Genomic DNA, 25,691 nt, shown 5'->3' with positions numbered 1-25,691 from the left:
CGGTGCCGTGACGACGGGTAGTGGGGCGGTGCTGCGGCGACCCGGTAGTGGGCGGTGCTGCGGCGACCGGGCAGCGGACCGTGCCGCGGCGACGGGCAGCGGACCACGGCGCGGCGACCGGGCAGCCGACCACGCCGGGACGACGGGCAGCGGACCACGCCGCGACGACGGGTAGCGTGCTGTGCTGCGCTGCGGCGACCGGGTAGCGGACCACGCCGGGACGACGGGCAGCGGACCACGCCGCGATGGGGCGGGCACCGCGGCGTGGTGAATCCCTCTCTATATATGGCCGTGCCCCGTGCGCGTCAGCGCACGGGGCACGAGAGTCTGTCGAGAGGCGACTCATGCCTCCAGCGGTACCGCCGCCTCGGCCGTGTACACCAGGAAGGTCAGGCTCTCCTGGAAGTACAGCTGCACCGATTCGGCGTCATGGGCGAGGTAGCCGATCGAAAGGTCCTGACCCAGTTGGAGATCGAAGTCGCCGCCGCGGGTGGTCAGCACGAACGCGCCGTCGATGGCGGGGGCCCAGATGATCTCACCGTCGATGAGGCGCTCGATATGGGTGCGGATGGGGTGGCCGTGGTCGGAGGTCTCGCTGACCGCCGTGAAGAGGTCGGCGGACAGCAGCACCGAGTAGGGGCCGTCGACGCCGCTCAGGCGGAGCTTGCTGAGCGCCTGGGCGACGGCCTCGGGGGCCAATCGCGGGTCGCCGGGCAGTTTGACCGGCTCATTGGCGGTACCCGACCGAATACCGGTAATGGCGGCGGCCGGATAGCCCTCGAAGATGGCGCGATCCTCTGCGAAGGCGATCTTCTTGGCGGCATCCTTCACCGGATCGAGGTCCGCGTCGCTGGCACCGCGCTCGATATTGTCCAGTTCCTCGCGCGAGAGCCGGAACGGTACCCGCAGCTCCACCAGCGGAGCCACCAGCCGCTGCCGGGCCTGTACCCCCTGGTCGGGTGCGCTGATCGCGGTCGTGCGACCCAGGCCGACGGCATTGAAGTCGTCGCCGTGCGGCCCGGACAGATCGACCACGCGCCGACCGGCGATATGCCGTTTGAAGGTGCGGGTCGCCTCCTCCTCGATGGACGACCAGGCCTCGGAGGTGATCGGCGCGAGTTCGCGGTGCAGGTTGTTCATGCCTTAGCTCCTTTTCAACGTGCCGATGCTCAGCGAACCACTACCGGAGAGAGCAACGCCATTGGTTGCCGAAGATTCCCGTTCCTCGACGGCCGCCGGTGCCGGGGCGTCGGGAAGTTCGTCGAAAAAGCTTGCGGCCGGGGCGAAGAACGAGGTTCCGGTGACGGCGGTGGAGAAGTCGAGAATGCGGTCGTAGGGGGCCTCGTCGCTACCGAGGAACATCCGTACCAGCATCTGCTCGGGAACGCCGGGGGTCGCCGCGTAGGCGATGTAATAGGTACCGAACTCACCGGCCGCCACACTGCCGAACGGCATATTGGCGCGCACGATCTGGCCGAGGGTGTCCTGATCGTTCACGGCCACATGGGAATCCAGCGGCTTATCGGCGTCGGAGAGTTCGAAGTCGTCGACCTTGGTGCGTCCGATGACCCGTTCCTGCTCGTCGGTCGACAGCGCCTTCCAGCTGTCCATATCGTGCAGGTACTTCTGCACGACAACGTAACTGCCACCGGCGAATTCGGCGTCCTCGTCACCCACGAGCGCGGCGGAGACCGCCAATTGTCCCTCGGGATTTTCGGTGCCGTCGACGAAGCCGAGCAGATCACGCTGTTCGAAATAGCGGAATCCCTGCGTCTCGTCCACGATGGTGGCCGCTCCGGCCAGTCGCTCGCCGATTTTCATGGCCAATTCGAAACAGGCGTCCTGGTTCTGGGCCCTGAGGTGGAAGAGGAGGTCGCCGGGCGTGACGGGGGCCTGGTGTTTCTCGCCCTGGTATCCCGGAAACTCGTGCAGTTCAGCAGGTTTCGGTCCGGCGAAAAGCCGATCCCAGGCGGTGGACCCGATACTGGCGATGCAGGCGAGTCCGGATCCCGGTACCCGGAAACCGACGGATCGGCGCAGCCCGGGAAGGTCCGCGAGCAGATCGCGTACTACCGCCTCGCCACCGTCGTCGATGGTGGCGACGAGGAAGATCGCTGCTGGAGTCAGCGGGTCGAGAAGTGGCTGCGGCTCACCCATGATCTCCAGCCTAGAACCCGGACCGGGCCAACCGGTCGTCCGGTCGCCCCGTGTCCGTTTCCCAGCAGGGCGGAATCCGTGTGGTTACCGCGCCGACCGGGGCTTTTCGTCGAGCCGTCTATTTCGCCACAGTCAGCAGGAACGCCACATCGTCGATGGCCTTCACGCTGTGCCGGGCGTCGGGGATAACCAGCAGGTCCCCGGCCGACCCCTTCCATTCGTTGGTGCCGCTGATCAGCCTGAGAGTGCCGCTGAGAATGATCATGGTGGCCTCACCGGGGTTCTCGTGCTCGGCCATATTCTGTCCTGCGGTCAATGCGATCACCGTCTGCCGCAGCGAGTGGGCGTGTCCGCCGTAGATCGTCTGCGAGCTGCGTCCGCTGGAGGCGACGGCAGCCAGCTTCAGTTGCTGGCGGGCGACCGCGGTCAGCGATTTCTTGTCCATGCACTGCCTTTCGCCGGGCTGAATATCCGTGAGTATGCCCGACAGCTCCCAGCGGCTCGGCTATTTCGAGCGATCGCGAGCGGGAATTGCCACAGGTGGGATATTCGCGTGACCTGCGCTAGCGCGTATAACGACGAAAGCGATAACGCAGACCCGTGGTGGACTCCCGCCACGGGGCTTCATCGGCCGTCCACTCGGGTCCGATGGTGGGCGCGTAGCAGTCGCCGACGATATCGGAGTCCACCTCGGTGACCATGAGCTCGGTGGCCAGAGGTAGTGCGGCGCGGTAGATTTCGCCGCCACCCATCACCCATACCGGACCGTCGCCGCTGAGTCGCAGTGCTTCGTCGAGCGAACCGGCACGGTCGGCCCCGTCGGCTGCCCAGTCCGGCTGCCGGGTCACGACGATATTGCGGCGGCCATCGAGCGGGCGGAATCGGGCGGGTAGCGAATCCCAGGTGCGCCGACCCATCACCACCGGGTGGCCCCGGGTGACGTCCTTGAAGTGGGCCATATCCTCGGGGATGCGCCACGGGATGGCGTTATCCAATCCGATGACGCCATCGAGGGTTTGGGCCCAGATGAGCCCGATCGTTCGCACCGCGCTCACACCGCCACCGGCGCCTTGATAGCCGGATGGTGCTGGTAATCCACGATTTCCACACTGTCGTAGGCGTAGTCGAACAGCGTCGGCGCGGGTCGCAACCGCAATTGCGGGAACGGGTACGGATCCCGGCTCAACTGCTCGCGCACCTGCTCCACATGGTTGTCGTAGATATGGCAGTCGCCGCCGGTCCAGATGAAATCACCGGGCTCCAGCCCGGTCTGCTGTGCCACCATCTGAGTGAGCAGCGCGTAGCTGGCGATATTGAACGGCACGCCGAGGAACAGGTCCGCGCTGCGCTGGTACAGCTGGCAGGACAGTTTGCCGTCGGCCACATAGAACTGGAAGAAGGCGTGGCAGGGGGCCAGCGCCATCCGATCCAGTTCCGAGACATTCCAGGCCGAAACGATCATGCGGCGCGAATCGGGGTCGGTGCGCAATGTCTGCAGCACCTGCGAGATCTGGTCGATATGGGTGCCGTCCGGGGTGGGCCAGGACCGCCACTGCACCCCGTAGACCGGGCCCAGATCACCATTGGGATCGGCCCATTCGTCCCAGATGCTGACGCCGTGTTCCTTCAGCCACCGCACATTCGAATCGCCGCGCAGGAACCACAGCAATTCGTAGACGATGGACTTGAGATGCACCTTCTTGGTGGTGATCAGCGGAAAGCCCGACGCTAGGTCGTAACGCAGCTGGTGGCCGAAGATACTGCGGGTCCCGGTGCCCGTCCGATCCGCTTTAACGGTGCCGGTATCCAGCACCAGCCGCAACAGGTCCTCGTACTGGGTGTCTCGGGGGGCGTCCACGCCTGGCAAGCTTACGCATCGTGCGCAAGCTCTTCGTGATCGGAATCGGTGCGGGTGATCCGGACCAGGTAACCGTGCAGGCCATCAAGGCACTGCGGCAGGTAGCTGTGTTCTTCGTCATCGGTAAGGGGTCTGAAAAGCAGGAATTGGTGGATGTACGCACCGCCATCCTCGCCGAGCATGCCGATCAGCCGTATCGGATTGTCGAGCTACCCGACCCGCCGCGCGACCGCGGCGTGCCCGCGGCGGGTGCGGATGCCGCGTATCGCGAAGTGGTGGAGGACTGGCACGAGCGGCGCGCCGAGCTGTTGGAACAGGCGTTCGCCGAGACCGACGCGGTCGGCGGCATCCTGGTCTGGGGCGACCCCTCGCTCTACGACAGCACCCTGCGCATGGTGGAGCGGGTACTGCGCCGCGGGCGGGTGGATTTCGACTACGAGGTCATTCCCGGCATTACGAGTCCGCAGGCCCTGGCCGCCGGACACCGCATGGTGCTGCACGACATCGGCGAACCGGTGCACGTCACCACCGGCCGTCGCCTGCGCGAGGAAGGACTCGCCGCGGCGCAATCCACCCTGGTCATGCTCGACGGTGACTGCTCGTTCACCCAGGTGCCCGGCGACGATATCCACATCTGGTGGGGCGCCTACCTGGGTATGCCGGACGAAACGCTCATCGAGGGTCCGCTCCGAAAAGTGGAGCAGGAGATCGTGACCCGGCGCGCTGAACTCCGGGCCGCCAAGGGCTGGATCATGGATATCTACCTGCTGCGTCACACCCGCTGAGCTCCTCTCAGCCGCGGATCGTGGTCTATCGCAAGTGCTTCCCACCAGTGCCGATGGGCGGCGGCGCTACGCTGCCGACAGGGGATCAGGAGGCGACGTGGGTGGATCATCGCTGATCGGCCGGGAATATCCGGTGCGCGTGCTGCGGGAACAGCTGCGCCGCACCGTGACCAGTCACGGTGGGCTGATCCTGGTCGCCGGCGAGGGTGGTATCGGAAAGACCACACTGATTACGCACGTCATCGAGGAGTTCGGCGCGGATGAAGCGCTGATTCTGGTGGCGACGGCGTGGAGCGGGGACGGCGTGCCCGGGTACTGGCCGTGGGTGCAGATCGTGCGCCGCCTGCGCGCTGTGTGCGAACCCGGTGAATGGGCGGCCATCCTCGATACAGCGGGGAGCACGCTCACCACGCTGACCGACGGGGGTGGTGCGGCGGAGCTGGGAACAGCGGCGGTGCAGGAGAATTCGGCGCTGTTCGCGATCAGCGACGCGGTGACCGCCGCACTGGTGCACACCGCCCGACGACGGCCGGTATTCGTGGTGATCGACGATCTGCATCGGGCCGATCCGGAGTCGGTGCGCGTACTCACCTTCCTTGCCCGCCATTCCTGGTTCGAGCGGATCGCCTTGCTGGCGGCCGTGCGCGATACCGAACTCGGGGCCGAAAACCATCCGCTGCGTGAGGTTTTCGCCGAACTCTGGGCGGCGGCGAACACGGTGGAGCTGGGCGGCCTGTCCAATGCCGAGTCCGGCGCACTCGCCGCCGGACTGACCGGAGCCACACCGCCCGACGACGTGGTCCGGCGCATGTCCGCGCTCAGCGGCGGCAATCCCTTTCTCGTCGAACAGGCCGCGCGGCTCTGGCAGGGCGGTGGACCCATCGACACCCTGACCCCGGGGGCGCGGCAGACGCTCGAGGCGCGGCTCGCCCCACTGCCGCCACCGCTGGTGGATACGCTGCGCACCGCCGCGGTGGTCGGCCGGGAATTCGCGCTCCCGGTGGTGGCGACCGCCGCCGCGACGACACCGGCCGATCTCACCGATGCCCTCGACACCGCGGTACGCGCCCGGCTGATCAATCCGGTGGACGGCGACCGCTTCATTTTCGTCCACGACCTGATTCGCGAAACGCTGCTCGCGCGACTCACCGGACCGGACATCCGACGCCGCCACGCCGACGTCCTGGCCGCACTCGAACACCTGCCCAGCGACGTATCCGGTGCCACCCCGGGCGATCTCGCCCATCACGCCTACCGCCTCGCCCGATCCGGCGACCCGGACGCAGATCGGCGCGCGCTGCGCTACCTGCTCGCCGCCGCCGCCGATGCCTGTGGACGGCTGGCCGCCGGTGAGGTCGCCCACCACTACCGCAGGGCCCTCAATCTGGTCGCGGCCGACCGAGTCGAGGAGCGGGGTCGCCTCGGTCTCGCACTGGCCGCCGCGGCGCACAGTGCGGGACAGCTACCCGTGGCGCGCAAGGCATACCAAACGGTCCTCGCTGAATCGCGGGAGCGGGCAGCGGCGGCCGAGGCGCAGGTGTCCGCCGCGTCGGTCGAGGCGCGGGACGGAATCGAAGCGGCTGGGCCGTGGGCGGACTCCGTTCCGGCTGGGTCGGGGGAATTCACCGACCCGGCTCGGTCGCCGAAGCCATCAGCGCGCCCCGAGTCGAGCGAGCGGGTGCCGTCCACCGCGGTGGAGTTGTTCGCCCGGGCCGCGCTCGGGCTGCACGAGTTGGGGATGCCCGATCCGGAGCGGGCGGCCGAGCGGGAGATCGAGCTGATCGACGAGGCGCATCGGATGCTGGTTCGGCATCGGTCGGCGAGTGAGTCGCTGGCGGTGCGGCTCTTGGCCGCCGCCGCGCGGGTGCGGGTGCATACGGGGTGGTCCCGGCGTCCGCTGGAGACGGATGCCACCGCCGAGGCCATGAGCGCGCGGGCGCTGCGGCTGGCTCGCGCCCACGGCGACCCGAATACCGTGGGCGCGAGCCTGCTGGCGCGACACGACGCCATCTGGCGGCCCGGTACCGCGACCGAAAGGCTCACTCTCGCAGCGGAAATCCATACTGTTGCCGAACGTGGCGGCGATGACGACCTGCGAATTCAGGGCTATGTCCTGCGCATCGCGGCGCTGCTCGAACTGGGTGATCCCCGTGCGCACAGCGAGCAGGCCGCATTGACCGCCCATGCGGAGCGGACGCGGCTGCCGCGGCCCCGTTTCGTCGCCCTGTCGCGGGCGGGGGCACTGGCCACGGTCGCGGGCCGGTTCGATGCGGCCGGGCAGGCCATCGATGGCGCGTATGCGCTCGGCGAGCGCATCGGCGAGGTGGACCGGCTGCCACTGTGGCTGGAACAGCGGTGGGCGTTGGCGCTGACGGCGGATGCCGATGACGAGGTGGAAACCCTGCTGGAGCGTTACCGGCACGCGGACAGCGTCTACGCGGAGGTACCGCTGCTGGTCGGTGCGGCCCGCCGGGGCGATATCGACGGGGTACGCCGTGGGCTCGATGAAGTGCGCGCCCTGCTCGACACCTTTCCGCGGCACTTCCACGCCGGAGTGCTGGTCGCACTGGCACAGGCCGCGCTCGTGCTGGACGATCCGCGGCTGCGGAAAACAATGCGGGACATGCTGATTCCGCTGCGCGAACTGTGGGCCGTGGTCGCCGGAGGCGGGGCCGTCTACGGGCCGTACGCGTATTGGCTGGGTCGGCTGGCCGCTGCCGAGGGCGACCGCACCGCGGCGGTCACCGAACTGGCGGCGGCGGCCGCGCTGGCACGCCGGCTGCGCGCGGCACCCTGGGTGGCAATGGCCGACGCGGAACTGGATCGACTCGATGCCGCCGAACCGCGCGACGCCGTGCTGCGGGCGCACACCGGAATCGAACCGCCCCCCAATACCTTCCGGCTTCACGACGGTGTCTGGACCCTGCGCTTCGCCGGACGCACCGCGCACCTGCCCGACAGCAAGGGGCTGCGGGATCTGCACACGCTGATCTCGAATCCGGGTCAGGACATCTCCTCTGTCGAACTGCTGAGCGGTCCGGATACCGAGGGCGTCGCGCGTGCCACCCGCACCCTCGGTGCCGATACCGTGCTCGACGAGCGCGCCAAGGCCGAATTCCGCCGCCGCCTACAGCTCCTCGACGACGAAATCGACCGCGCCGTAGCGCGATCCGATGATGACCGCGCGGCCGCCCTCGATACCGAGCGGGCCGCATTACTCGACGAGCTGCGTCGCGCCGCCGGATTGGGCGGGCGCACGCGACGGCTCGGCAATGACACCGAGCGTGCGCGCAAAACCGTCTCGGCGCGGGTTCGCGACGCGCTGCGCCGCCTCGATCACAGCCATCCCGAACTGGCCGAGCACCTGCGTGCCCGGGTCGCGCTCGGTCATATCTGCGGCTACCGGCCGCAGGGGGAGATGCGCTGGAGCCACGGCTGAGGTCGCCCGCCGAATCCAGCGTCGCCAGATCAGATCTCGCGCCTAGTGGGTGAAACGACATCCGGTCGCCACGAGCGGCCGTGACGGAAGGAGAACCCCATGGAGCGCGTCGCACCCGACCTCTGGGTAACCGAGACCGAGAACCCCGCCCCGGGCCTGACCACGCGCGCCTACCTGTGGACGCGCCCGGCCGGAAATGTGCTGTTCTACAACACCACACTGACCACCGAATACGACCGGATGGCCGAATTGGGCGGCGTCGCGGACCAGTACCTCAGCCATCAGGATGAGATCACCTCGTCCCTGGCGACCATCAAGGAGCGGTTCGGGACCCGACTGCACATTCACGAATCCGAGGCGCCACTGGTCACCAGCACCGGCGTCGATGATCCGTTCACCGAGCGGCATTCCGCCGACGGTATCGAGGTCATTCCGACCCCGGGGCATACGCCGGGCAGCACCTGCTACCTCGTCACCATTTCCGGTCGCCGGTACCTGTTCACCGGCGACACCATCATCCTCGGCGCGGACGGGCAGTGGTGGGCCGGTTATATCGAGGGTTACAGCGATCGCGATTCGTTGGCCGCCGCCCTCGATGTACTGGCCGAACTGACCCCCGATGCGGTGGTTTCCAGTGCGTTCCTGGGCGGATCCGGTGTTACGGAGCTGGGCGACCGGCCCTGGCCGGATTGCGTCGCCGAGGCCCGCAAGGCGCTATTGGAAGGTCGCTCCCTCGCCTGACGCGACAACTCGGTCGGGGCCGCTGTGCCTGTCTCCGAATACGATCAGCCCGCCGCAGACAATGAGCACCCAGGCGGGTGAGACGGGTACCGCGGTCGCCATGATCAGCGCCCACGCGAGGACGATCCAGCCGATCCATGCCGGTACGCGGTGGCGTTGCCGCGTCGACCATACGACGTAGCAACCGAGTATCAGGACCGGAACTCCGAAGCTGCCCAGGCTGATCCAGAACGATTCCGAGCGTTCGAGTTGGGCGGGTGTTATCGCCTTCTCGAGGGTGAAGGTATTCCACCATCCGTCGGATACGGCCTGTGACCAGGTGTCGCCGGCTTGCAGCGGTGCGAGCACGGTATGCACCACGCCGAAGACGACGGCGATCCAACCGGCGGTCCGCGTCGCTCGGACACTTCCCGGCTCGGCGGAGGTGCGCTGTTCGGTGAGGTTCATCAGGGTCTCCCATGCTGCCGCTCAGATTCGAAACTATCAGTTCCGATACTTATCGTTCCGTATGATGCCAGCATGTCGAAACCGAAACAAGCGGGCGGCCGCCCCCGCGACAGTCGGGTAGATCACGCCATCGCCACCGCCGTCCGATCCCTGCTGGATGAACACGGCTACGCGGCGCTCACCGTCGATGCCGTTGCCGCGCGCGCCGGGGTGGGCAAGGCCGCGATCTATCGGCGGCACTCGACCAAACAGGAGATGATTTTCGCCGTTCTCCTGCACGACCTGGATGAAGAGCCGCCCGGCGATACCGGCTCCCTGCACGGCGATATCGCCGCGCTCACCAGGCGGATCGCCGATCAACTCGCCCAGGCCGCCGCCGAGGTCATGGTCGGACTGCTCGCCGATATCCACGCCGACGCATCCCTCGACGCTCGTTTCTCGGGGGCCTACCTGGCCGTCGAGCGATCCAGTATCGGCACCCTGCTCGACCGGGCGGTGGCTCGTGGCGAACTACCCGTCCGTCCCGATCCCGTGCTGGTCCACGTGTTGCTCCTCGGCCCGCTGTTCGCCTGGCAGCTCATGCTCAACGAAGACTCGGCTCGCACCCCGCAGCTCGCCGAGATGGTCGCTCGGATCGTCACCGAAGCACTCACCTCGGGTGCTGTCTCACCCGAAGCCCGGTAGTGGTGCGGCTCAGCGACTGGATTCCGCGCGGCTGGTGTTGCCACACAGCTCGTCAGCTGGCACTGCGCCGTGTCCGGCGGGTGTCGGTGCGGGTCGGTAGGCTGCGGTTATGCCCGAATTGCCAGAGATCGTGGCGCTCGAACAATTCCTGGTCGAGCATGCGGTGGGCGCGGTTGTCGGGCGGGTCGATGTGGCGGCGCTGAGTGTGCTGAAGACCTTCGATCCGCCGGTGACCGCGCTTCAGGGGCGCGATGTGACCGGGATCGGACACTGGGGCAAGCATCTCGGGATCGATTGCGATGGATTGTGGTTGATCACCCATTTATCGCGGGCGGGATGGCTGCGGTGGCTCGATGAGCCGGGGCCCGCGCCACCCAAGCCGGGTAAGGGGCCGCTGGCCCTGCGGGTGCATTTCTTCACGGCGGACGGGGCTACTCCGGCCTTCGATCTGACCGAGGCCGGGACCAAGAAGCGGCTGGCGGTGTGGGTTACCGGTGATCCGCTGTCGGTGCCCAGTATCGCCAGGCTCGGGCCGGACGCGCTGGCGGTGAGTGAGCCCGAATTCGCGGAGCTGCTGCACGGGACCTCACAGCGGGTGAAGAACGCGCTCACCGATCAGAAGGTTATCGCCGGGATCGGCAATGCGTACTCCGACGAGATTCTGCATACGGCGAAGCTGTCGCCGTTCGCGAATACCTCGACGCTGGATGTCGAGCAGTTGGCGCGGTTGTTCTCCGTGATGCGCGCGACGCTCGGCGATGCCATCGAACGATCGGTCGGGCAGGACGCGGCCCGTCTCAAGGGGGAGAAGCGGTCCGGGATGCGGGTGCACGGGCGGACGGGGCTGCCGTGTCCCATCTGCGGGGATACCGTTCGCGAGGTCGCCTTCGCGGACCGGTCCTTCCAGTACTGCCCGACCTGTCAGACCGGTGGGAAGGTCCTCGCCGATCGGCGGATGTCACGGTTGCTCAAGTGAGGTTCGGTACCCGAACTCCCTGCCAGGCAAGGCGTTTGGCCCGATCCGGATCGTCCTCCAGGCGCGCCGGGTAGTCGATGATCATCGTGGTGCGGCGTTCCTCGGTGTACTCGGGCCAGGAGGGCAGCGGTTTCCCGGTGCGCGCGAAGGACAGCCAATTGTCCTGGAACTGCCTGGTCACCGAGCGCATTCCCCGTCGCCCGCCCGCCGCGGTGAGCGCCCGCCCGAACGGCGTATCGCCCGCACCGAATACCGGCACCAGGTCCAGGGCGTGGGTCGCGCCGAATCCGGCGAGTTGTAGTGCGCGCGGGGCGAAGTCGAAACGGTAGCCGTAGGTGGGGGCGTAGCGGCTGTGTCCCTCCATTACCGTCACGGTGGAGCGCCACAGCACGAAGTCACCGCCCATGCGCACCGCGACCTTTGGGTTGGGGAAGCCGGGATACGCTGCGAGAACGCGGGATTCGGCCTCCTTGTCGGAATGGCTGAGCAGCTTGCGAATGCTCTCGGGTGTGGTCGGCAGTGCGGCGTCGAAGCGCGCGAACAGGGTGCCCTCGTCTCGATTGCTGCCGACGATGAGCGGTAGTCGATGCGCGCTACCGTCGGTGAATGCGCCTATCGGGGCATGCGGCAGAAAGTCCCCGTCGATGGTCGGTGCCACCGGAAACAGCCCCGGCTGTTCCCGCAGCACCGCGGCGACAGCATGGTCCACCGCGCGGCGAATATCGTTGGGGCGCGCCTCGATCAGTGCGCGAGCGGCATCCTCGGATCGCGCGCCGAGACCCGCCAGGCAGCGGCGAGCGAAGATGCGCGCCTCGTCGTGCGGAGTGGCCCAGTCCGCGGGCGGGCTCTGCGCGATACCGCGATGGAACAGCCCGGCTGCGGCAGGGGTGGCGAACAGGGTCAGCACCGCGTGCGCGCCCGCGGATTCCCCGAAGATGGTGACATTGTTCGGATCACCACCGAACGCCGCGATATTGCGCTGTACCCACTGCAACGCCGCTACCTGATCGCGGAGGCCGAGGTTCGAATCGAACTTGTGGATGGCTGTGGAGAATTCGCCGAAGTCCACATATCCGAACGCGCCCAGCCGATAGTTCAGCGACACCACGACCGCGTCGCCGCGCAATGCCAGGCGCGCACCGGAATACAGGCCGAGTGCGGAGGTGCCGAGCACATACCCGCCGCCGTGAATGAACACCAGCACCGGCCGCGGGGCAACCGACTTCTCGACCGGCCTGGTGATATTCAGCGTCAGGCAATCCTCCCCGGTCGGCTGCTGTCGCCGCGGTCCGATGCGCGCCCCATTGCGATGCTGCATCGCGGCGAACCCGAATTCGGTGGCGTCGCGCACCCCGCTCCAGGGTGGTACCGGCCGTGGAGCCCGGAATCTGAACTCTCCCACCGGAGCAGCCGCGTAGGGAATGGACCGCCAGCGTGCCACGCGGCGGCCGCGGTGACCGCGGACGACTCCGTCAGCGGTCGTGATATCCATCGTTGCCACCATTGAGAAATGGTAGCCGCGTACGCCGTATAACCATTAGCCCCGAATCCGGCTCGTAATCCGACCGCCACTCAATCGGCCCGTGAGTACAGGCGGTGCGGTGGTGCGCGGGTCTCGGCCGATACCGCAACAGCGCTCGGCCCTTCCTTCGTCATCCCGGCATGCCCCGTCATCCCGGCATGCTTTTGGCCGGGATCCACACCCCCACGCACCGCACCGGCGGAGGTGTGGATTCCGGCCAAAAGCGCGCCGGAATGACGGGGTGCCCTTGCCGTACCGCAGGGGCACAAAACCATGGTGGGCCGTTTGGCGACCGCCACGATCCGAATACCGGTTGTCGGCCGTGCGGCTGCCGGGACTACTGCAGGTAGCCCTCGACCTGGTTGATGGGGCTGGCCTCCGCGTCGTCGGGGTTGCGGCCCTGGTCGATGCGGGCGCGGCGCTGGCGAAGCAGGTCCCAGCACTGGTCGAGTTGCACCTCGAGGTCGGCCAGTTGGCGGCGCTCGGTGGCGGGGTCCAGGTCACCGCTGACGGTCTTCGACCGGAGCTCGTGCTCGCGGTCCACCAGGGTTTTGATGCGCGCGAGAATGTCCTGTTCGGTCATGGAGCCCATGCTACGGGCGGACCAGACACTCCCCGGCTATGCGGGCGGCGACGGCCAGATCGAGGCGAGGTAGGGCGGCGTATCCGATGGAGATGCCGTAGGTGTGTCGCGGGCCGAGGTGGTAGCGGGCCAGACCGTCGAGGTGGACGCCGCGCTCCCGGGCGGCGGCGATCACCCGCTCTTCCGCGGCGGCCGAGGGGAGCGGGGTGACCAGGTGGGATCCCGCGTTGTCACCGAGTACGGGGAGGCCGTGGCGACGCAGTTCGTCGATAACCATCGTGCGGCGCAGCGGCATCTCCCGGCGCAGGCGGCGCAGGTGCCGGGACAGGTCGCCGCGGCGGGCCAGTTCGGCCAGGACCAGCTGACCGGCCGGGGCGGGCCCGGTGCCGGTGCGTTCGCGATATGCCAGGACGGCGTCGGTCACCTCCGGGGCGGCGACAAGCCAGCCCACGCCGAGGGTGGGGGACAGGATCTTGCTGGTGGTGCCCAGATGCACCACCACATCGGGAGCAAGGGTGGCGAGTAGGGGCAAAGGGGCGGTGTCGTAGCGCAATTCGCCGTCGTAGTCGTCCTCGATCACCAAGGCGCCGGTGCGGCGGGCGAATTCGATCAATTCCACGCGGCGGTCGGCGGGCATGCGCGCACCGAGCGGAAACTGGTGTGCCGGAGTGCAGTACACGGCCTTGATATTCGACGGCAGCCGATCGACGCGCAGCCCATCCGAATCCAGCGGTACCGGCAGTAGCTCGATACCCGCCGCGCGGAAAGCGCCTGCCGCGCGCTGATATCCGGGATCCTCGATGGCGACCCGGTCTCCGGGGCGAAACAGCGCCGCCGCCAGTTCGCCTACCGCCGAACTGGTTCCGGAGCTGGCCAGCAACACCGTCGCACTATCGGCGCCCAATCCGCGATGTCGCAGCAGATGGTCGACCACCGCCGTGCGGTAGTCGGGATCACCGGCACGCACCTTCTGGATCAAGGGCATGCGATCCGATGCCGCCCGCCAAGCCCGTCGCCACGCCGCCCGGTCGATGACCTCCACGCAGGGCGACCCCGGTGACAGGTCGAGCAGGGCCGCATCGGGTTTCGATGCGACGGCGGCCAGGGCATGCTCCGGCACCGGTTGCGGCGATGCGGTCAGATAGGTGCCCGAACCATGTCGCCCCGACAGCCAGCCCTCGGCGTGCAGCTGCTCGTAGGCCGCCGTCACCACCGTCCGGCTCACACCGAGTCGGGTGGCCAGATCGCGCGAGGACGGTATCCGGTCCCCGCCGCGCAACCATCCGGCCGCGGCGGCCGCGCGCAGGCCCTCGGCGACCTGCACCGCCAGCGGGTCGGCGGCCGTGCGATCCACCGTGAACGGGAGGTCTTCGGCCGGGTTCATGGCAAAAGTGGCCTTTCGATATTGCGAAGAATTGGCTATTCAATAATGCCACTTAGTGGGCGAGGGTAGTGCTATGAGCGTGTCAGCCCAGCCCCGGACCCCGCTGTCGCCCACTCCGCGCAGCACCCTCAACCGCTCCAAGGAGCGCGCCCGCGGCGACCGCGCGGACCTGGACGCCGTTCTCGACGCGGCCTTCCTGTGCCACCTCGGAGTTCTGCTGGGCGGCACCCCCGTCGTCATTCCCACCATTTACGGTCGCGACGGGGACACGGTCTACCTGCACGGCTCCACCGGTGCGGGCAACCTGCGCGCGGCGCTCGCGGGCGAGGTGTCGCTCGCGGTCACCCTGGTCGACGGCCTGGTCTACGCCCGCGCCGCCATGCACTTCTCCGCCAACTTCCGCTCGGCGGTGGTGCACGGCCGCCCTGTGGAGGTCACCGATCCCGACGAACGCCTGCGCGCCCTGCGCATCATCTCCGAACACGCCGCTCCCGGCGCGTGGGATACCGTCCGCCCACCGAACAAGAAGGAAATGGCCGCGACCCTGGTCATAGCTCTCGATCTCACCGAGGCATCGGTCAAGGTCCGTACCGGCGACCCCCGCGACGAGCCCGACGATATCGCCGCCGGAACCGCCTGGGCGGGTGTCCTGCCCCTGCGTCAGGTCTGGGACGCCCCCATCCCGTCGGCCGATCTGTCCCCTGGCATCGACATCCCCGATCACGTCCGCAACCGCTACGCCGAACCGGCAATCCGGTAGCAGAAGGATCGAATCACGGTCACACTGAACGTGATTCGATCTTCTTCCCGGGGAGGTTCTATGGATCCCGCGAACGACGAGCCCCGTGCCGCGCTCGACCACCTATCGGAGTTCCAAGCCCGAGAAATCGTCCGGATTCACTGTGAATAGCGGGAGTCCCTGGACCGAGGCGATCGCAGCGGTCATCAGATCGATCCTGCGTGGTTTGGGATAGGACTCGTCACACTGGTGAAAGTCACTCATCCCGACAACCGCTGAACGTGTCGAGCGATCACCACAATGTGGGTGTGAGGCCGAGGTCGGCTAAAGCTCGGCGGGCGAGGGTGTGCAAAGCAGCGGAGGTGGGGAGTACCGCCGGGTCGAGGCTGACCAGGGAGAGGGAGTAGCTGTCGGCTATGCGGGTCAGGTAGCCGGAGAGGCGGGTTCGAGGGAGCGCCTCGGGATGTAGGCCCGGGTGGATGGCTCGTGCGGCGACGCCGGTGCAGGGGTGTGGGCCGAGGGAGAGCAGGGAGTCGGGGAGGGTTCCTATGTTGGAGCACAGGATGTCTCGCTCGCCAGCGCCCTTCGCGAGCGCGTATGCCCAGCGGTCGGGGAGGACCTGGAGGAGTTCCTCGGGAATGCCACCCGGGCTGGTCATGCGGTGTTCGTAGGCGGTGCGGGCCTTCCGGCGCAGGGAAGCGGGAGTGTCGGTGCGGGCTACCTTGATTTCGGTCATGGCCAGGTCGTTATCCACGCGGGGTTCGTCGCGGGTGTCCACCGGGAGACTGGCGGAGATCTCCGGATGCGGGAAACCGGTGGCCCACAGCATATTCGCAATGGTGTGGACGAAGAGACTGTTGGCGGTGCCGCCGTGCGCCACGGCCACCCGGGTCCAGTCCCGTGCGGGGATTTGGAGGGTCGCGCTGCAGGTCACCCGGGCGGGTGTGGATGCGCCAGCAGTGATGTTGTGGGGGAGGGCTTTTCGAGCCTGTGAAGCGGTCGGTCGAGGTGGGACGCCGTGTCGCAGGGCGCGTGCCGTGCCGCCCAGCACAATCGACCATTGGCGGCGGGCGTCGACCCAATCCGAGTGGGACGCGATCGGTGCCGCCAGCGGGGTGCCCGCCAAGGCGTTGTCGACGGCGAGGGTGAGGGCTCGGCCATCCGCGAGTGCGTGCGAACACGTCAGCGCGACCACACAACCGCCATCGTCGAGTGGTGCGGCGGATAGCCGCCAGCCCGGACCGAACTCGGGATCGAGATCGGCGCCCTGGGCGTCGGCCCAATCCAGTAGGGCGGTGCTGGGGATCGGCTGATCAGGCAGGGCGAGTGGATGCGCCCAGCTGTTCGGCTGCCAGCGGGGGCGGGCGCCGGGAATGCGGCTGCGGATAACGCGACGGCCCAGTGGGCCGGTGCGCAGTGCCGCGTGGAGGTCGCGCAGTAACGCCGGTTCGACCCGGTCGGCGGTACGCCACAGGCCCTGCAGGGCGATCGGGGTTCCCATCCCGCGATGCGCCCGCAGGAACATTTCGTCCACCACGGTCAGCCGGTTCATTGCCAGGGCAGCGTACCGACCGCCCCCGACAGACCGCCGCGCTGTGACCTTCCAGGTCAGGCGGGACGGCCGCCGCGACCCGCACCCGCCGCGAAGCGCTGTGCGCCGTCGAGTGCGCCACCGGCAAGCGCATCCATACCGTGGCGGAGTTCATTGCTGATGGCGGTCGGTTCGTCGAGGCCGTCCTGCTCCAGTACCGACATGCGGTCCGAGCGCAGACAGGTCTGTGGGAGGGTGGCCAGCTGGGCGGCGAGTTCCTCTGCGGCCCGGCGGGATTCGCCGGTCGGCACCACGCTGGTGACCAGGCCCATCTGCAGTGCTTCGGGCGCGCCGACAGCGCGGCCGGTCAGGATGAGGTCCATCGCCCGACCGGTCCCGATGATCCGGGGTAGTCGCACCGTGCCGCCGTCGATCAATGGCACGCCCCAGCGGCGGCAGAAGACGCCGAAGGTGCTGTCCTGCTCGGCAATTCGCAGGTCGCACCAGAGTGCCAGCTCGAGGCCGCCCGCCACGGCGTAGCCGGAGACGGCGGCGATGACCGGCTTGGACAGCTTCATGCGGGTGGGTCCCATGGGCCCGTCGCCGTCCTCGGTCACCTGGTTGGAACGTTCGGTACCAAGGGATTTCAGGTCCGCGCCCGCGCAGAAGGTGCCGCCGTCGCCCCAGAGCACGGCGACGGACGCCTCGCGGTCGGCGTCGAACTCTCGGAAAGCGTCGGCCAGGGCCGCCGCGGTGGGTCCGTCGACCGCGTTGCGGGCTTGCGGGCGGTGCAGGATCACGGTGGTCACGGGGCCGTTGCGTTCGACTCTTACGCTCACGCCACCGAACATACGCTGTTGGTCCGGGTCTTGCGTCAAGAAATGAATTCATGATTCACTTCTTGCGTGGCCTACCGCAGAACCCCCGCTGTGCAGGCCCGCCTCGACGCCCAGGCCGGGTCGATCGTGCGGGCCGCTATGAAGGTGCTCTCCGAACAAGGCTTCGCCGGACTGTCCATGGCCTCGGTCGCCGCCGAAGCCGAGGTCGCCACCGGCACGGTGTACAAGAATTTCAGCGGTAAGAGCGAACTGGTGACCGCGGTGTTCCGTGAGGTGGTCACCCGCGAGGTCGCCGCCGTCGCCGATGCCAGCGCCGAGGGCGGTGTGGTGCAGCGGGTTACCGCGGCCGTCGAGACCTTCGCCGGACGTGCCCTCAAGAATCCGAAGCTCGCGTACGTGCTGCTGGCCGAACCGGTGGATACCGCCGTCGACACCGAGCGGCTGCGTTTCCGTCGCGCCTTCGCCGACACCTTCGAAACCGCCGTCGCCGACGGCGTGGCCAAAGGTCAACTGCCACCGCAGGATCCGCGCACCAGCGCCACCGCTCTGGTCGGCGCGATCGGCGAGGTGCTGGTCGGCCCGCTCGCCGAGCAATTGCAGAGCGAGACGGTCGTTCCGGAACTCGTCGCCTTCGCGCTGCGGGCACTGGGTCTGCCCGGCGACGGCTCGCCCCCGACATAACCGGTCGACACCGGAAAATCAGGAGTCCCCATGCACACCCACGACGTATTCAATCAAGCGCCGAACCTCGTCCCCTTCGACAACTCCCGCAATCCGGCTCTCATCGAGGGGTTGCACCGCGAGGGTGCCGGTTGGGCCGAGGACGAGGTGCGCGCGATGGGCCTGCTGGCCGGTGGTGCGCAGGCGCAGGAGTGGGGGCGGGTGGCCAATGAGAATCCGCCCGTCCTGCACACCCACGACCGCTACGGGCATCGCATCGACGAGGTGGAATTCCACCCACATTGGCACAACCTGATGAAGGTCGCGGTCGAGCACGGCCTGCACGGCACGCCGTGGCGCGACGACCGGCCCGGTTCGCACGCCGCCCGCGCGGCCAAGTTCTACACGTGGGGCGTCGTCGATCCCGGGCATATGTGTCCGATCTCCATGACCTACGCGGTAATTCCGGCACTGCGCCACAACAAGGAGCTGTCGGACCGGTTCGAGCCGCTGCTGGCATCGCAGGTCTACGACTACGGCCTGCGTGAGCCCACGTCCAAGGCCGGTCTCATCGCGGGCATGTCGATGACCGAGAAGCAGGGCGGCTCCGATGTCCGCGCCAATACCACCACGGCCACAGCGCAATCCGATGGCACGTACCGCATTGTCGGGCACAAGTGGTTCACCTCCGCCCCCATGTCGGATATGTTCCTGACCCTGGCGCAGGCTCCGGGTGGTCTGTCCTGCTTCCTGCTGCCGCGCGTACTGCCGGACGGCTCGCGCAATCCTCTTCGACTGCAACGGCTCAAGGACAAGCTGGGCAATAAATCCAATGCCTCCTCGGAGATCGAGTACGAGAACGCGACCGGCTGGCTGGTCGGCGACGAGGGCGCGGGCGTCAAGACCATTATCGAAATGGTCAATATGACCCGCCTGGACTGCGTGATCGGCTCGGCCACCGGTATGCGTGCCGGCGTGGTGCACGCCGTGCATCACGCTCGTAATCGAAACGCTTTCGGCGCCAAGCTGATCGACCAGCCCGCCATGCGCAATGTGCTGGCCGATCTGATTGTCGAATCCGAGGCCGCCACCACCGTCATGATGCGGTTGGCCGGGGCGACCGACCGCGCTGACAGCGATCCCGCCGAGGCGTCCTTCCGTCGCATCGCCCTGGCTATCACCAAGTACTGGGTGTGCAAGCGAGCCCCCGCGCACGCCGCCGAAGCCCTGGAATGCCTGGGCGGCAACGGCTATGTGGAGGACTCCGGTATGCCGCGGCTGTACCGCGAGGCCCCGCTCATGTCCATCTGGGAGGGCTCGGGCAATGTGGCGGCGCTGGACGCTCTGCGCGCCATGGGCCGCCAGCCGGAAACGGTGGAGGCGTTCTTCAACGAGGTGTCCCTCGCGCGCGGAGCGAACTCGCACCTGGATACGGCCATCGACCGGATCGGAAAGGAACTCACCGATCTCGGTGATATCCAGTACCGCGCCCGTCGCGTGGTGGAGTTGATGGCCTTGGTGCTCCAGGGTTCACAACTGGTGCGCCACGGCAATCCGGCTGTCGCGGATGCCTTCTGCGCCACCCGCTTCGGTGGTGACTGGGGAATCGCCTTCGGGACCCTGCCGACGGGTATCGACACCGCGGCGATTCTCGAGCGCGGTTACGTCAGCTGAGAGCCAGATCCTCGGCGGCCTGTTGGCGGCCGGGCGTTACGGGTGTCGCTGAATCACGCTGTTCGACAGTGGATTCCGGCGCTCGTACCTGTGAGCGTGACCGCGCAATATCACCGAGCCCTCGTCATTCCGGCGTGCGTTTGGCCGGAATCCACCTCCGATCAGTAGTGAATCCCGGCCGAGAGCACGCCGGAATGACAGGGGCGGCAGACGATCTCATGCGGAGAGCCGAGGAGAGTCTCAGCAGTGGCCGGGCCAGGGTCCGCCGCGCACGGGCTTGTCGACAAGAACGCGTTTCTCGTTGTCGCGGAAGCGCGGTTCGTAGTGGGTGAAGAAGACCTTCGCGACCAGATCACGGCGGCTATGGACGCCGGTCTTGTCGAATATGTTCTTCAGATGCTGCTGGACGGTGTGCGCGGAGACGCGCATATCGGTGGCGATCTGGGAGGTGGAGGCGCCCTGCAGTACGAATCGGGTGACGTCGCGCTCGCGCTCGGTCAGCCCGTAGGCCGACATCAGCAGCGGGTAGATGCGGCTCGGATGCGCGGGTTCGACGATCACCGCGACCCGGTCCTCGCCGGTCGAGGTCAGGCGCGCGCCGTGCAGCACCACCCAGGTTCCCGACCGGGACAGCACCCGCGACACCATGACGTCGCCCGCGCGGTCGTTCGCGTCATTGCGTAGTGCGCGCGCGGCGAGCGTGACCACCGCGACATCGCATCAGCTTGTTCTGATACCGGGTATCTTGCAGACCGCTGACTACCGGCGGGCAATCATCAACGCGACGGTTCCTGGATTGTCGGCAGTCGACATCGAGCGAAGGTTGGAGCTGGCGGCGCGCCGTCAGGCCCGCCTGGCGGACGACGAATTGCGGCTCGACGCGTTCGTGTCGGAGTCCGTGTTGCTCCACCAGCCCGGTGGACCGCACGTCATGGCCAAGCAACTGGCGAAGCTCGTGGAGCTTGGTGAACGGGCGAACGTCTCGATACGAGTCGTGCCTCATGGTGCAGGTATGCACCCAGGGCTGGTGGTTCAATCGTTCACCTTGCTCGACTTCCCGCCCACAGCAAGCCGATTGGTAGAGCCCCCTGTCGTCTACACCGAGGGGGCGGAAGGTGCTCTCTACCTGGAACGAGACGATGTGATCGATCGTTATAGGCACGCCGTCGAAGGCATCCGGGAGGTAGCGTTGCCTGAAGAGGCAACCAGGGAACTGGTGCTGAAAATCGCGAAGGAGTACGCGGCGTGACCAACAACCCGCCCACCCGGCAGTGGTTCAAGTCCAGTCGGTCTGCGCAGGGCAACGAATGCGTAGAGGTCTTCCTCGCTGACGACGCGGTCGGTGTGCGTGACTCGAAGAATCCCGGCGGCCCCGAGTTGTTCTTCAGCGGCAAGGCGTGGGACGACTTCCTCACCAGTGGCATCTGGCGGCGTTGAGGCTGTCGATCTCCTGAGAGATCGCCACACGGTCCTCCTCGACTTCGACGGGCCGGTCTGTGCTGTGTTCTCCGGCATTTCGAACCGGGATGCCTCCCAACGGCTATCGGCTGACCTCGCTGGCCGAATCCCCGATTATGTTGAAACCAGCAGCGATCCGTTCGATGTTCTCCGCTTTGCCGCGACGATCGGCCCTCGCGAGGTCGAGAGAATCGAACGGCGCTTTCGTGAGATCGAACTCGAAGCTGTCGGCAGCGCCCGCCCCACCGTTGGTGCTGCCGAGGCGATCGTGCGATTCGTTCGCGACGGGCGCCGCGTGGCAATCGTCAGCAACAACTCATCCGTCGCCGTTCAGCGGTTCATGACCCAGCACGACCTACAGCACGCTATCGACGGCGTTTACGGACGTGACAGCGCGACTCTCCACTGTCTGAAGCCTGATCCGTACCTTCTGAATCGCGCTGTCGAGGACCTCGGCACCACGCCGGAAGACTGTGTGTTCGTGGGCGATTCCGTCTCGGACGTGATCGCCGCACACACGGCGAGGATCTCCTGCATCGCCTTCGCGAACCGTCCGGAGAAGATCGCCACGCTGGGTGCCCATTCACCAGCCGCAACCATCACCAGCATGATGCACCTACTCTCGGTGCAGTAAACCGCCACATACTCGGCTCGACATGTGCGCGCGTTGGCGCGATTGGCTGTCGGGCCGACGTTTGTGCACGATCGAACGCCTGAGCCCGCAGGGATGAGCGGATATTCGTTGGGTTCGGACGTAAGGTGACGTCCCGTGGAGTCAGACAGCAAACTGGAGGACCTGCGGTCAGTGCTCTCATGCGTTTTCGAGAAGCTCGGTGCCGAGAGCCTCACCGAGCCCGACCGGGTCGAGTTGGTGGCGCGCGCCGAGGTGGTTCAGGATCGGATCGACGCGATCCAGGATGTCTCCGACGACGAGGAGTGCGTCCGCATGCGGACGACACCTGTGCCGGAGTCTTCGGGTGATCGGCTGTTCTGAGGTGCCGAACCGCGCGGGTCGCGGCATGGTGGTGCATACCCCGGCTGGCTGGGCCGGTCCAATCAGCGCCGTAAGCGGTATTACAGGGCGGGCGTCGCCGTGTCCGGTTGGGCGATGCGGTGGGTGAAGGTGCCGTGGAATCCCCAGGGGATGTGGTGGTCGAGCCAGGCGGTGGCGAGGGGGCCGTGTTCGGGGTCGCGGGCGTCGAGAATCAACAGCTGTGAGCGGTTTTCGGTGAGTTGGTGGTTGAGTGCCAGCAGCCAGCCGTCGTCCTCGGCGGCGTCGGGGGTGCGGGGGATGAACAGGGGTTCGCCGACCGAGCTGTCGCCGAGCTCGCAGCTGGTGACGGTGCTGGTGTGGTGATCGACCTTGAGCACGGCGTTGAACACACCGGCCGGGCCGCCCGCACCGGCGAGGTAGCTGTAGCGGTGTTCGCGGGTGCCGCGCCGCCAATCGTATTGCGGGAATTCGCCGGAGCGGTCGGCGAGTTCGCGTTCGATGACGGTGCCGCCGGGGGTGATCCGGTATTGCATGAGCCGTGAGTCGGGGAACTGCGGTGTGCTGGGGGTGTCCAGGTTGACCATGCCGGTCATGCGACGGAAATCGGTCCATTCGGTATCGAGTCGCACCAGTTCGACCACGACGTCGCCGCCGTCGTCGTAGGCGTTGGTGACGTGCACGTGCAGCAGGGCTTCATGCTCGACGATGCGGGCGCGGCCCCCGTCTTTGGGGACGAGCAGGAATCGAGTTCCCTTGGCGGGCTTGAAGTCCAGTGATTCGATGAACGAGTGCGTGGCCAGCGCGATCTTGGCGATATTGGGCAGGATCGGGTCCAGGACGAACACCAGGTAGCGGCTGGTGAGGGCGAAGTCGTGGTTCCAGGGCAGGTCCAGCATCGGTACCGTGGCCAGTCGGTGCAGCCGCCCGGACCGGTCGACGCGGTAGGTGCGGATGCGTGGGGTGGGCAGTAGATCCAGTCCGAAGTTGTACATGTCGCCGGTGTCCGGGTCCCGTTTCGGATGCGCCGAGAACGCGCCCAGAAATCCGAGCCGACCGTCGAAGTCGGTGGGGCCCAGGGTGTCGAGGGTGTCAGGGTCGATGCGGTACGGGTTGCCGAGCTCCCACAGGGCGAGCAGGCCACCGTCGTAGTTGACGATGTTGGTGTTGGCCACGTTCTCCGGTAGCCGCCCGATATTGGCCAGCGGTCCGCCCGTAATCTGGTCTCCCACACCGCGGTAGCGGATTCGATCCGAGCGTTGCCCATGCTGGAAGTGGCGGGTGCGGACATAGCGGTTGCGGAACCGTATCGAGGTTCCGTCGAGAACGAACTGCGAAATCATGCCGTCGCCGTCGAACACGTTGTGCAGCAACGACCTTCCTACCTGGTGTTTGCCCGGGCCGATGCGGTAGAGGGTGCCTCGCAGGTCTTTGGGCAGCTGTCCGTCGATCTGCTCGATCCGGTAGTCGAGCTCGTCGAGCAGGGGTGCGGTGACCTGACGGTAGGCGGTCTCGACGGTGGGGCGGGTATGGGTCATCGCGGATTCTCCCTTGAATCGCTTATCTGACGACAGTTGTCATCTGATGACGTATGTCCGCAAATGTAGGAGAGTGCCTAGAGTGTTGTCAATGACGACCCCGGCCATCCGCACCTACGGCGGTGTCAGTGCCGCCGACCGCCGCGCCGACCGCCGCATCCGCCTGCTCGCCGCGGCCCGTACGACCTGGGGCGAATCCGGAATCGGCGCGGTCACGGTACGCGGGGTCTGCAAAACCGCCGGGCTCACCGATCGCTACTTCTACGAGCATTTCGCCAACCGTGAAGAGCTGCTGGCCGCCGTCGCCGACGAGATCCGCGACCAACTGCTCATAATCCTGGTCCAGGCCGGCGTCTCGGCCGAGGGCTCGGCCGAGACGAAGCTACGCGCAGCGCTGCAGGCGTTCCTGGAAACCGTCGCCAGGGACCGGAACATTCACCGGATCGTCTCCGGCGACCCCGGCGGCATACCCGCACTGGTGCAGCGGCGACACGACGTCCTCGCCACCATCGCCGACCTCGTCGTCGACCACGCCCCCGCAGTCCTCGACGTCACCCCCGATCCGGCCTGGCTGCGGCGCGCGGCCATGTTCATCACCGGCGGCGTCAACCAGCTCATCGAAGGCTGGCTCGACAACACCATCGACCTGACCGCCGCCGAACTCGCTGCCGAATGCGCGCACATGTGCATCAGCGTCATCGGCAACACCCGCACATAACCAGGCCACCACGCCGGAGCCACCTCGAGACCCGCTCGCTCGTCGGTATGTCGGTGCGTTGTCGACGACGAGATCGTCTCGGCCCGTCGCATGGCTGCGATTGCGTGGACGTTGCGGTCGTTCTCGATCAATTCGGCGAAGCGTGACCGTGGTTCGGCCGACACACGCTCTCGCACGGCGTGATGCGTGATGTGTGAACAGCGGGTCTCGCGGCGGCGAGAGCGGCGCGGCAACGGCCGGTATCGAGAACGGGCCGAGTCGGTGGCGTACGCGGGTAGGGGCCCAGCGGGAGTGCGTCGAAGCCGGTTACCCGGAACCAGAAATGCACATCGCGGCCGAGGGGGCGTTACGCGAGGAACTTCACCGGTGCGCGGAAGCGAGGGGTGACGCTCGCCGTGGTGGCGAGTTCGGTGGCGATCTGAACGGCGGAGACGCGCATATCGGTGGCGATCTGTGAGGTGGGGGCGCCCGTTCCCCGGAGTTTCGTGCCTTCAGAAGTTCAGGGCTGCGACCGTCTCGTTGACCAGAGCCAGTGTGGCATCGCGATTTTCGCCTGCCGCCATAACCTGCTCATAGAAGCGTCCATCGCTGATGGGCAAGTGGAGTACGGACAGTCGCATGCCGGCCCGATTTCCGGCAACTTCGCTGTCGTTATTGATTACATGGGTAAAGGCACTCAGATTCAAATGGTGCGCGATATTGGCCTTGTGTTCCCCGATGGTTGGTGGATGAGGGGTGCGCAGTTGTATCTGTCGCGTGTTGCAAAACAGGAACGCCATGGTTACTCCAGCCGTTCTGCGGACGAGTGGACCAGCAATTTTACGCCGCCAGGCCAGCAAACGGCACTGGGTTCAGCTGCGCGCTGACCGGCCTGCCGCTGAGCCCAGGGTCGCGGCGTCCATAACCAGAGGTTATGGATACAGGTATTGGACGGCCTCCGAATGGTTGCGCAGGCTGAATGTGAACA

At 67.1% G+C, this 25,691-nt stretch carries 28 protein-coding genes; 13 read left to right on the top strand and 15 right to left on the bottom strand.

What is annotated here, in order from left to right; all coding sequences use genetic code 11:
* The 6 genes from NU1_RS42685 to NU1_RS06595 form a co-directional block, all read right to left on the bottom strand.
* Nucleotides 1-214: hypothetical protein (locus NU1_RS42685; RefSeq protein ID WP_218027808.1), on the bottom strand; the 214-nt coding region annotated here is incomplete at its 3' end.
* Between the two features lie 128 nt (nucleotides 215-342).
* Nucleotides 343-1,140 carry a family 1 encapsulin nanocompartment shell protein gene (locus tag NU1_RS06615; protein ID WP_067518341.1) on the bottom strand — a complete coding sequence of 266 codons (798 nt, stop codon included), beginning with the start codon at nucleotides 1,138-1,140 and terminating at the stop codon, nucleotides 343-345.
* Nucleotides 1,141-1,143: 3 nt separating this feature from the next.
* Nucleotides 1,144-2,157 carry a Dyp-type peroxidase gene (locus NU1_RS06610; RefSeq protein ID WP_067518339.1) on the bottom strand — a complete coding sequence of 338 codons (1,014 nt, stop codon included), beginning with the start codon at nucleotides 2,155-2,157 and terminating at the stop codon, nucleotides 1,144-1,146.
* Nucleotides 2,158-2,275: 118 nt separating this feature from the next.
* Nucleotides 2,276-2,602, bottom strand: a complete 327-nt coding sequence (locus NU1_RS06605; RefSeq protein WP_067518337.1) for a cupin domain-containing protein — start codon at nucleotides 2,600-2,602, stop codon at nucleotides 2,276-2,278.
* Nucleotides 2,603-2,720: 118 nt separating this feature from the next.
* Complete coding sequence (locus NU1_RS06600; RefSeq protein WP_067518335.1) at nucleotides 2,721-3,212, bottom strand: dihydrofolate reductase; 492 nt, start codon at nucleotides 3,210-3,212, stop codon at nucleotides 2,721-2,723.
* Nucleotides 3,209-4,015, bottom strand: coding sequence for a thymidylate synthase (locus tag NU1_RS06595; RefSeq protein WP_067518333.1), 807 nt, complete (start codon nucleotides 4,013-4,015; stop codon nucleotides 3,209-3,211). Before NU1_RS06595 ends, NU1_RS06600 begins: the two co-directional genes overlap by 4 nt.
* A 20-nt stretch (nucleotides 4,016-4,035) precedes the next feature.
* On the opposite strand from NU1_RS06595, the gene cobF reads away from it, so the two are divergent.
* From cobF to NU1_RS06580, 3 genes are all read left to right on the top strand, one after another.
* The gene (gene cobF / locus NU1_RS06590; RefSeq protein ID WP_067518331.1) at nucleotides 4,036-4,800 is read left to right on the top strand and encodes a precorrin-6A synthase (deacetylating); all 765 of its coding nucleotides are present in this window, start codon (nucleotides 4,036-4,038) and stop codon (nucleotides 4,798-4,800) included.
* 97 nt (nucleotides 4,801-4,897) lie between these two features.
* Entirely contained in the window at nucleotides 4,898-8,239 is a 3,342-nt protein-coding gene (locus NU1_RS06585) for an ATP-binding protein (protein ID WP_067518329.1), read from the top strand.
* Between the two features lie 99 nt (nucleotides 8,240-8,338).
* Nucleotides 8,339-8,980: an MBL fold metallo-hydrolase gene (locus NU1_RS06580; protein ID WP_067518327.1), complete on the top strand. Its 642-nt coding sequence runs from the start codon at nucleotides 8,339-8,341 to the stop codon at nucleotides 8,978-8,980.
* On the opposite strand, the gene NU1_RS06575 is transcribed toward NU1_RS06580, so the two are convergent.
* A complete protein-coding gene (locus NU1_RS06575) occupies nucleotides 8,954-9,427 on the bottom strand; it encodes a DUF6463 family protein (protein ID WP_067518326.1) in 474 nt (157 codons plus the stop codon). The two genes, NU1_RS06580 and NU1_RS06575, sit on opposite strands and share 27 nt — an antisense overlap.
* A gap of 72 nt (nucleotides 9,428-9,499) precedes the next feature.
* Here NU1_RS06575 and NU1_RS06570 point away from each other — a divergent pair, with 72 nt between their 5' ends.
* Nucleotides 9,500-10,111 carry a TetR/AcrR family transcriptional regulator gene (locus NU1_RS06570; protein ID WP_067518324.1) on the top strand — a complete coding sequence of 204 codons (612 nt, stop codon included), beginning with the start codon at nucleotides 9,500-9,502 and terminating at the stop codon, nucleotides 10,109-10,111.
* 109 nt (nucleotides 10,112-10,220) lie between these two features.
* On the top strand, nucleotides 10,221-11,087 hold the full coding sequence (locus NU1_RS06565) for an Fpg/Nei family DNA glycosylase (RefSeq protein ID WP_067518322.1): 867 nt from the start codon (nucleotides 10,221-10,223) through the stop codon (nucleotides 11,085-11,087).
* Here NU1_RS06565 and NU1_RS06560 read toward each other — a convergent pair.
* From NU1_RS06560 to pdxR, 3 genes are all read right to left on the bottom strand, one after another.
* Nucleotides 11,080-12,591: a carboxylesterase/lipase family protein gene (locus tag NU1_RS06560; protein ID WP_067518320.1), complete on the bottom strand. Its 1,512-nt coding sequence runs from the start codon at nucleotides 12,589-12,591 to the stop codon at nucleotides 11,080-11,082. The two genes, NU1_RS06565 and NU1_RS06560, sit on opposite strands and share 8 nt — an antisense overlap.
* A 355-nt stretch (nucleotides 12,592-12,946) precedes the next feature.
* The gene (locus tag NU1_RS06555; protein ID WP_067518428.1) at nucleotides 12,947-13,192 is read right to left on the bottom strand and encodes a DUF2630 family protein; all 246 of its coding nucleotides are present in this window, start codon (nucleotides 13,190-13,192) and stop codon (nucleotides 12,947-12,949) included.
* A 10-nt stretch (nucleotides 13,193-13,202) separates the two neighbouring features.
* Nucleotides 13,203-14,576: a MocR-like pyridoxine biosynthesis transcription factor PdxR gene (gene pdxR / locus NU1_RS06550; RefSeq protein WP_067518318.1), complete on the bottom strand. Its 1,374-nt coding sequence runs from the start codon at nucleotides 14,574-14,576 to the stop codon at nucleotides 13,203-13,205.
* Between the two features lie 73 nt (nucleotides 14,577-14,649).
* Here pdxR and NU1_RS06545 point away from each other — a divergent pair, with 73 nt between their 5' ends.
* Complete coding sequence (locus NU1_RS06545) at nucleotides 14,650-15,336, top strand: pyridoxamine 5'-phosphate oxidase family protein (protein ID WP_067518317.1); 687 nt, start codon at nucleotides 14,650-14,652, stop codon at nucleotides 15,334-15,336.
* A gap of 271 nt (nucleotides 15,337-15,607) precedes the next feature.
* Here NU1_RS06545 and NU1_RS06540 read toward each other — a convergent pair whose 3' ends face one another.
* Entirely contained in the window at nucleotides 15,608-16,867 is a 1,260-nt protein-coding gene (locus NU1_RS06540; RefSeq protein WP_067518315.1) for a hypothetical protein, read from the bottom strand.
* 56 nt (nucleotides 16,868-16,923) lie between these two features.
* Entirely contained in the window at nucleotides 16,924-17,697 is a 774-nt protein-coding gene (locus tag NU1_RS06535; protein ID WP_067518314.1) for a crotonase/enoyl-CoA hydratase family protein, read from the bottom strand.
* Between the two features lie 54 nt (nucleotides 17,698-17,751).
* Here NU1_RS06535 and NU1_RS06530 point away from each other — a divergent pair, with 54 nt between their 5' ends.
* Both NU1_RS06530 and NU1_RS06525 read left to right on the top strand, forming a co-directional pair.
* Nucleotides 17,752-18,366: a TetR/AcrR family transcriptional regulator gene (locus tag NU1_RS06530; protein WP_067518312.1), complete on the top strand. Its 615-nt coding sequence runs from the start codon at nucleotides 17,752-17,754 to the stop codon at nucleotides 18,364-18,366.
* Nucleotides 18,367-18,396: 30 nt separating this feature from the next.
* Nucleotides 18,397-20,019, top strand: coding sequence for an acyl-CoA dehydrogenase family protein (locus tag NU1_RS06525; RefSeq protein ID WP_067518311.1), 1,623 nt, complete (start codon nucleotides 18,397-18,399; stop codon nucleotides 20,017-20,019).
* 240 nt (nucleotides 20,020-20,259) lie between these two features.
* Here the strand turns inward: NU1_RS06525 and NU1_RS06520 are convergent, their stop codons facing one another.
* Nucleotides 20,260-20,727, bottom strand: coding sequence for a helix-turn-helix transcriptional regulator (locus tag NU1_RS06520; RefSeq protein ID WP_245719968.1), 468 nt, complete (start codon nucleotides 20,725-20,727; stop codon nucleotides 20,260-20,262).
* Between NU1_RS06520 and NU1_RS06515 the strand changes: the two genes are divergently transcribed.
* The 4 genes from NU1_RS06515 to NU1_RS06500 all read left to right on the top strand — a co-directional run bounded on the left by NU1_RS06515 (nucleotide 20,720) and on the right by NU1_RS06500 (nucleotide 22,471).
* Nucleotides 20,720-21,268 carry a DUF5753 domain-containing protein gene (locus NU1_RS06515; protein ID WP_157552013.1) on the top strand — a complete coding sequence of 183 codons (549 nt, stop codon included), beginning with the start codon at nucleotides 20,720-20,722 and terminating at the stop codon, nucleotides 21,266-21,268. The genes NU1_RS06520 and NU1_RS06515 overlap by 8 nt on opposite strands.
* Complete coding sequence (locus NU1_RS06510) at nucleotides 21,265-21,456, top strand: DUF397 domain-containing protein (protein ID WP_067518308.1); 192 nt, start codon at nucleotides 21,265-21,267, stop codon at nucleotides 21,454-21,456. The genes NU1_RS06515 and NU1_RS06510 overlap by 4 nt, the downstream gene beginning before the upstream one ends.
* Before the next feature lie 64 nt (nucleotides 21,457-21,520).
* A complete protein-coding gene (locus tag NU1_RS06505) occupies nucleotides 21,521-22,111 on the top strand; it encodes an HAD family hydrolase (protein ID WP_169815003.1) in 591 nt (196 codons plus the stop codon).
* A 135-nt stretch (nucleotides 22,112-22,246) separates the two neighbouring features.
* A complete protein-coding gene (locus NU1_RS06500) occupies nucleotides 22,247-22,471 on the top strand; it encodes a hypothetical protein (RefSeq protein WP_067518304.1) in 225 nt (74 codons plus the stop codon).
* 80 nt (nucleotides 22,472-22,551) lie between these two features.
* Here NU1_RS06500 and NU1_RS06495 read toward each other — a convergent pair whose 3' ends face one another.
* On the bottom strand, nucleotides 22,552-24,006 hold the full coding sequence (locus NU1_RS06495; protein ID WP_067518302.1) for a carotenoid oxygenase family protein: 1,455 nt from the start codon (nucleotides 24,004-24,006) through the stop codon (nucleotides 22,552-22,554).
* A gap of 91 nt (nucleotides 24,007-24,097) precedes the next feature.
* Between NU1_RS06495 and NU1_RS06490 the strand changes: the two genes are divergently transcribed.
* Nucleotides 24,098-24,724 (top strand): TetR/AcrR family transcriptional regulator, encoded by a 627-nt coding sequence (locus NU1_RS06490; RefSeq protein WP_067518300.1) that lies wholly within the window; start codon nucleotides 24,098-24,100, stop codon nucleotides 24,722-24,724.
* A gap of 491 nt (nucleotides 24,725-25,215) precedes the next feature.
* Here the strand turns inward: NU1_RS06490 and NU1_RS06485 are convergent, their stop codons facing one another.
* Complete coding sequence (locus NU1_RS06485) at nucleotides 25,216-25,503, bottom strand: hypothetical protein (protein WP_067518299.1); 288 nt, start codon at nucleotides 25,501-25,503, stop codon at nucleotides 25,216-25,218.
* Nucleotides 25,504-25,691 lie beyond the last annotated feature (188 nt).

It is taken from the genome of Nocardia uniformis NBRC 13702 (assembly GCF_001613345.1).
Classification (GTDB): Bacteria; Actinomycetota; Actinomycetes; order Mycobacteriales; family Mycobacteriaceae; genus Nocardia; species Nocardia uniformis.
Note: the sequence above shows the minus strand (reverse complement) of the source record. Positions and strands in the feature narration are given on the sequence as shown.

Coding starts and splice junctions, on each gene's coding strand:
- NU1_RS06575 (WP_067518326.1), bottom strand. CDS start 9,427: ATGAACCTCACCGAACAGCGCACCTCCGCCGAGCCGGGAAGTGTCCGA.
- NU1_RS06545 (WP_067518317.1), top strand. CDS start 14,650: ATGAGCGTGTCAGCCCAGCCCCGGACCCCGCTGTCGCCCACTCCGCGC.
- NU1_RS06615 (WP_067518341.1), bottom strand. CDS start 1,140: ATGAACAACCTGCACCGCGAACTCGCGCCGATCACCTCCGAGGCCTGG.
- NU1_RS06540 (WP_067518315.1), bottom strand. CDS start 16,867: ATGAACCGGCTGACCGTGGTGGACGAAATGTTCCTGCGGGCGCATCGC.
- NU1_RS06525 (WP_067518311.1), top strand. CDS start 18,397: ATGCACACCCACGACGTATTCAATCAAGCGCCGAACCTCGTCCCCTTC.
- NU1_RS06490 (WP_067518300.1), top strand. CDS start 24,098: ATGACGACCCCGGCCATCCGCACCTACGGCGGTGTCAGTGCCGCCGAC.
- NU1_RS06535 (WP_067518314.1), bottom strand. CDS start 17,697: ATGTTCGGTGGCGTGAGCGTAAGAGTCGAACGCAACGGCCCCGTGACC.
- pdxR (WP_067518318.1), bottom strand. CDS start 14,576: ATGAACCCGGCCGAAGACCTCCCGTTCACGGTGGATCGCACGGCCGCC.
- NU1_RS06605 (WP_067518337.1), bottom strand. CDS start 2,602: ATGGACAAGAAATCGCTGACCGCGGTCGCCCGCCAGCAACTGAAGCTG.
- NU1_RS06495 (WP_067518302.1), bottom strand. CDS start 24,006: ATGACCCATACCCGCCCCACCGTCGAGACCGCCTACCGTCAGGTCACC.
- NU1_RS06565 (WP_067518322.1), top strand. CDS start 10,221: ATGCCCGAATTGCCAGAGATCGTGGCGCTCGAACAATTCCTGGTCGAG.
- NU1_RS06610 (WP_067518339.1), bottom strand. CDS start 2,157: ATGGGTGAGCCGCAGCCACTTCTCGACCCGCTGACTCCAGCAGCGATC.
- NU1_RS06580 (WP_067518327.1), top strand. CDS start 8,339: ATGGAGCGCGTCGCACCCGACCTCTGGGTAACCGAGACCGAGAACCCC.
- NU1_RS06570 (WP_067518324.1), top strand. CDS start 9,500: ATGTCGAAACCGAAACAAGCGGGCGGCCGCCCCCGCGACAGTCGGGTA.
- NU1_RS06555 (WP_067518428.1), bottom strand. CDS start 13,192: ATGACCGAACAGGACATTCTCGCGCGCATCAAAACCCTGGTGGACCGC.
- NU1_RS06560 (WP_067518320.1), bottom strand. CDS start 12,591: ATGGTGGCAACGATGGATATCACGACCGCTGACGGAGTCGTCCGCGGT.
- NU1_RS06485 (WP_067518299.1), bottom strand. CDS start 25,503: ATGGCGTTCCTGTTTTGCAACACGCGACAGATACAACTGCGCACCCCT.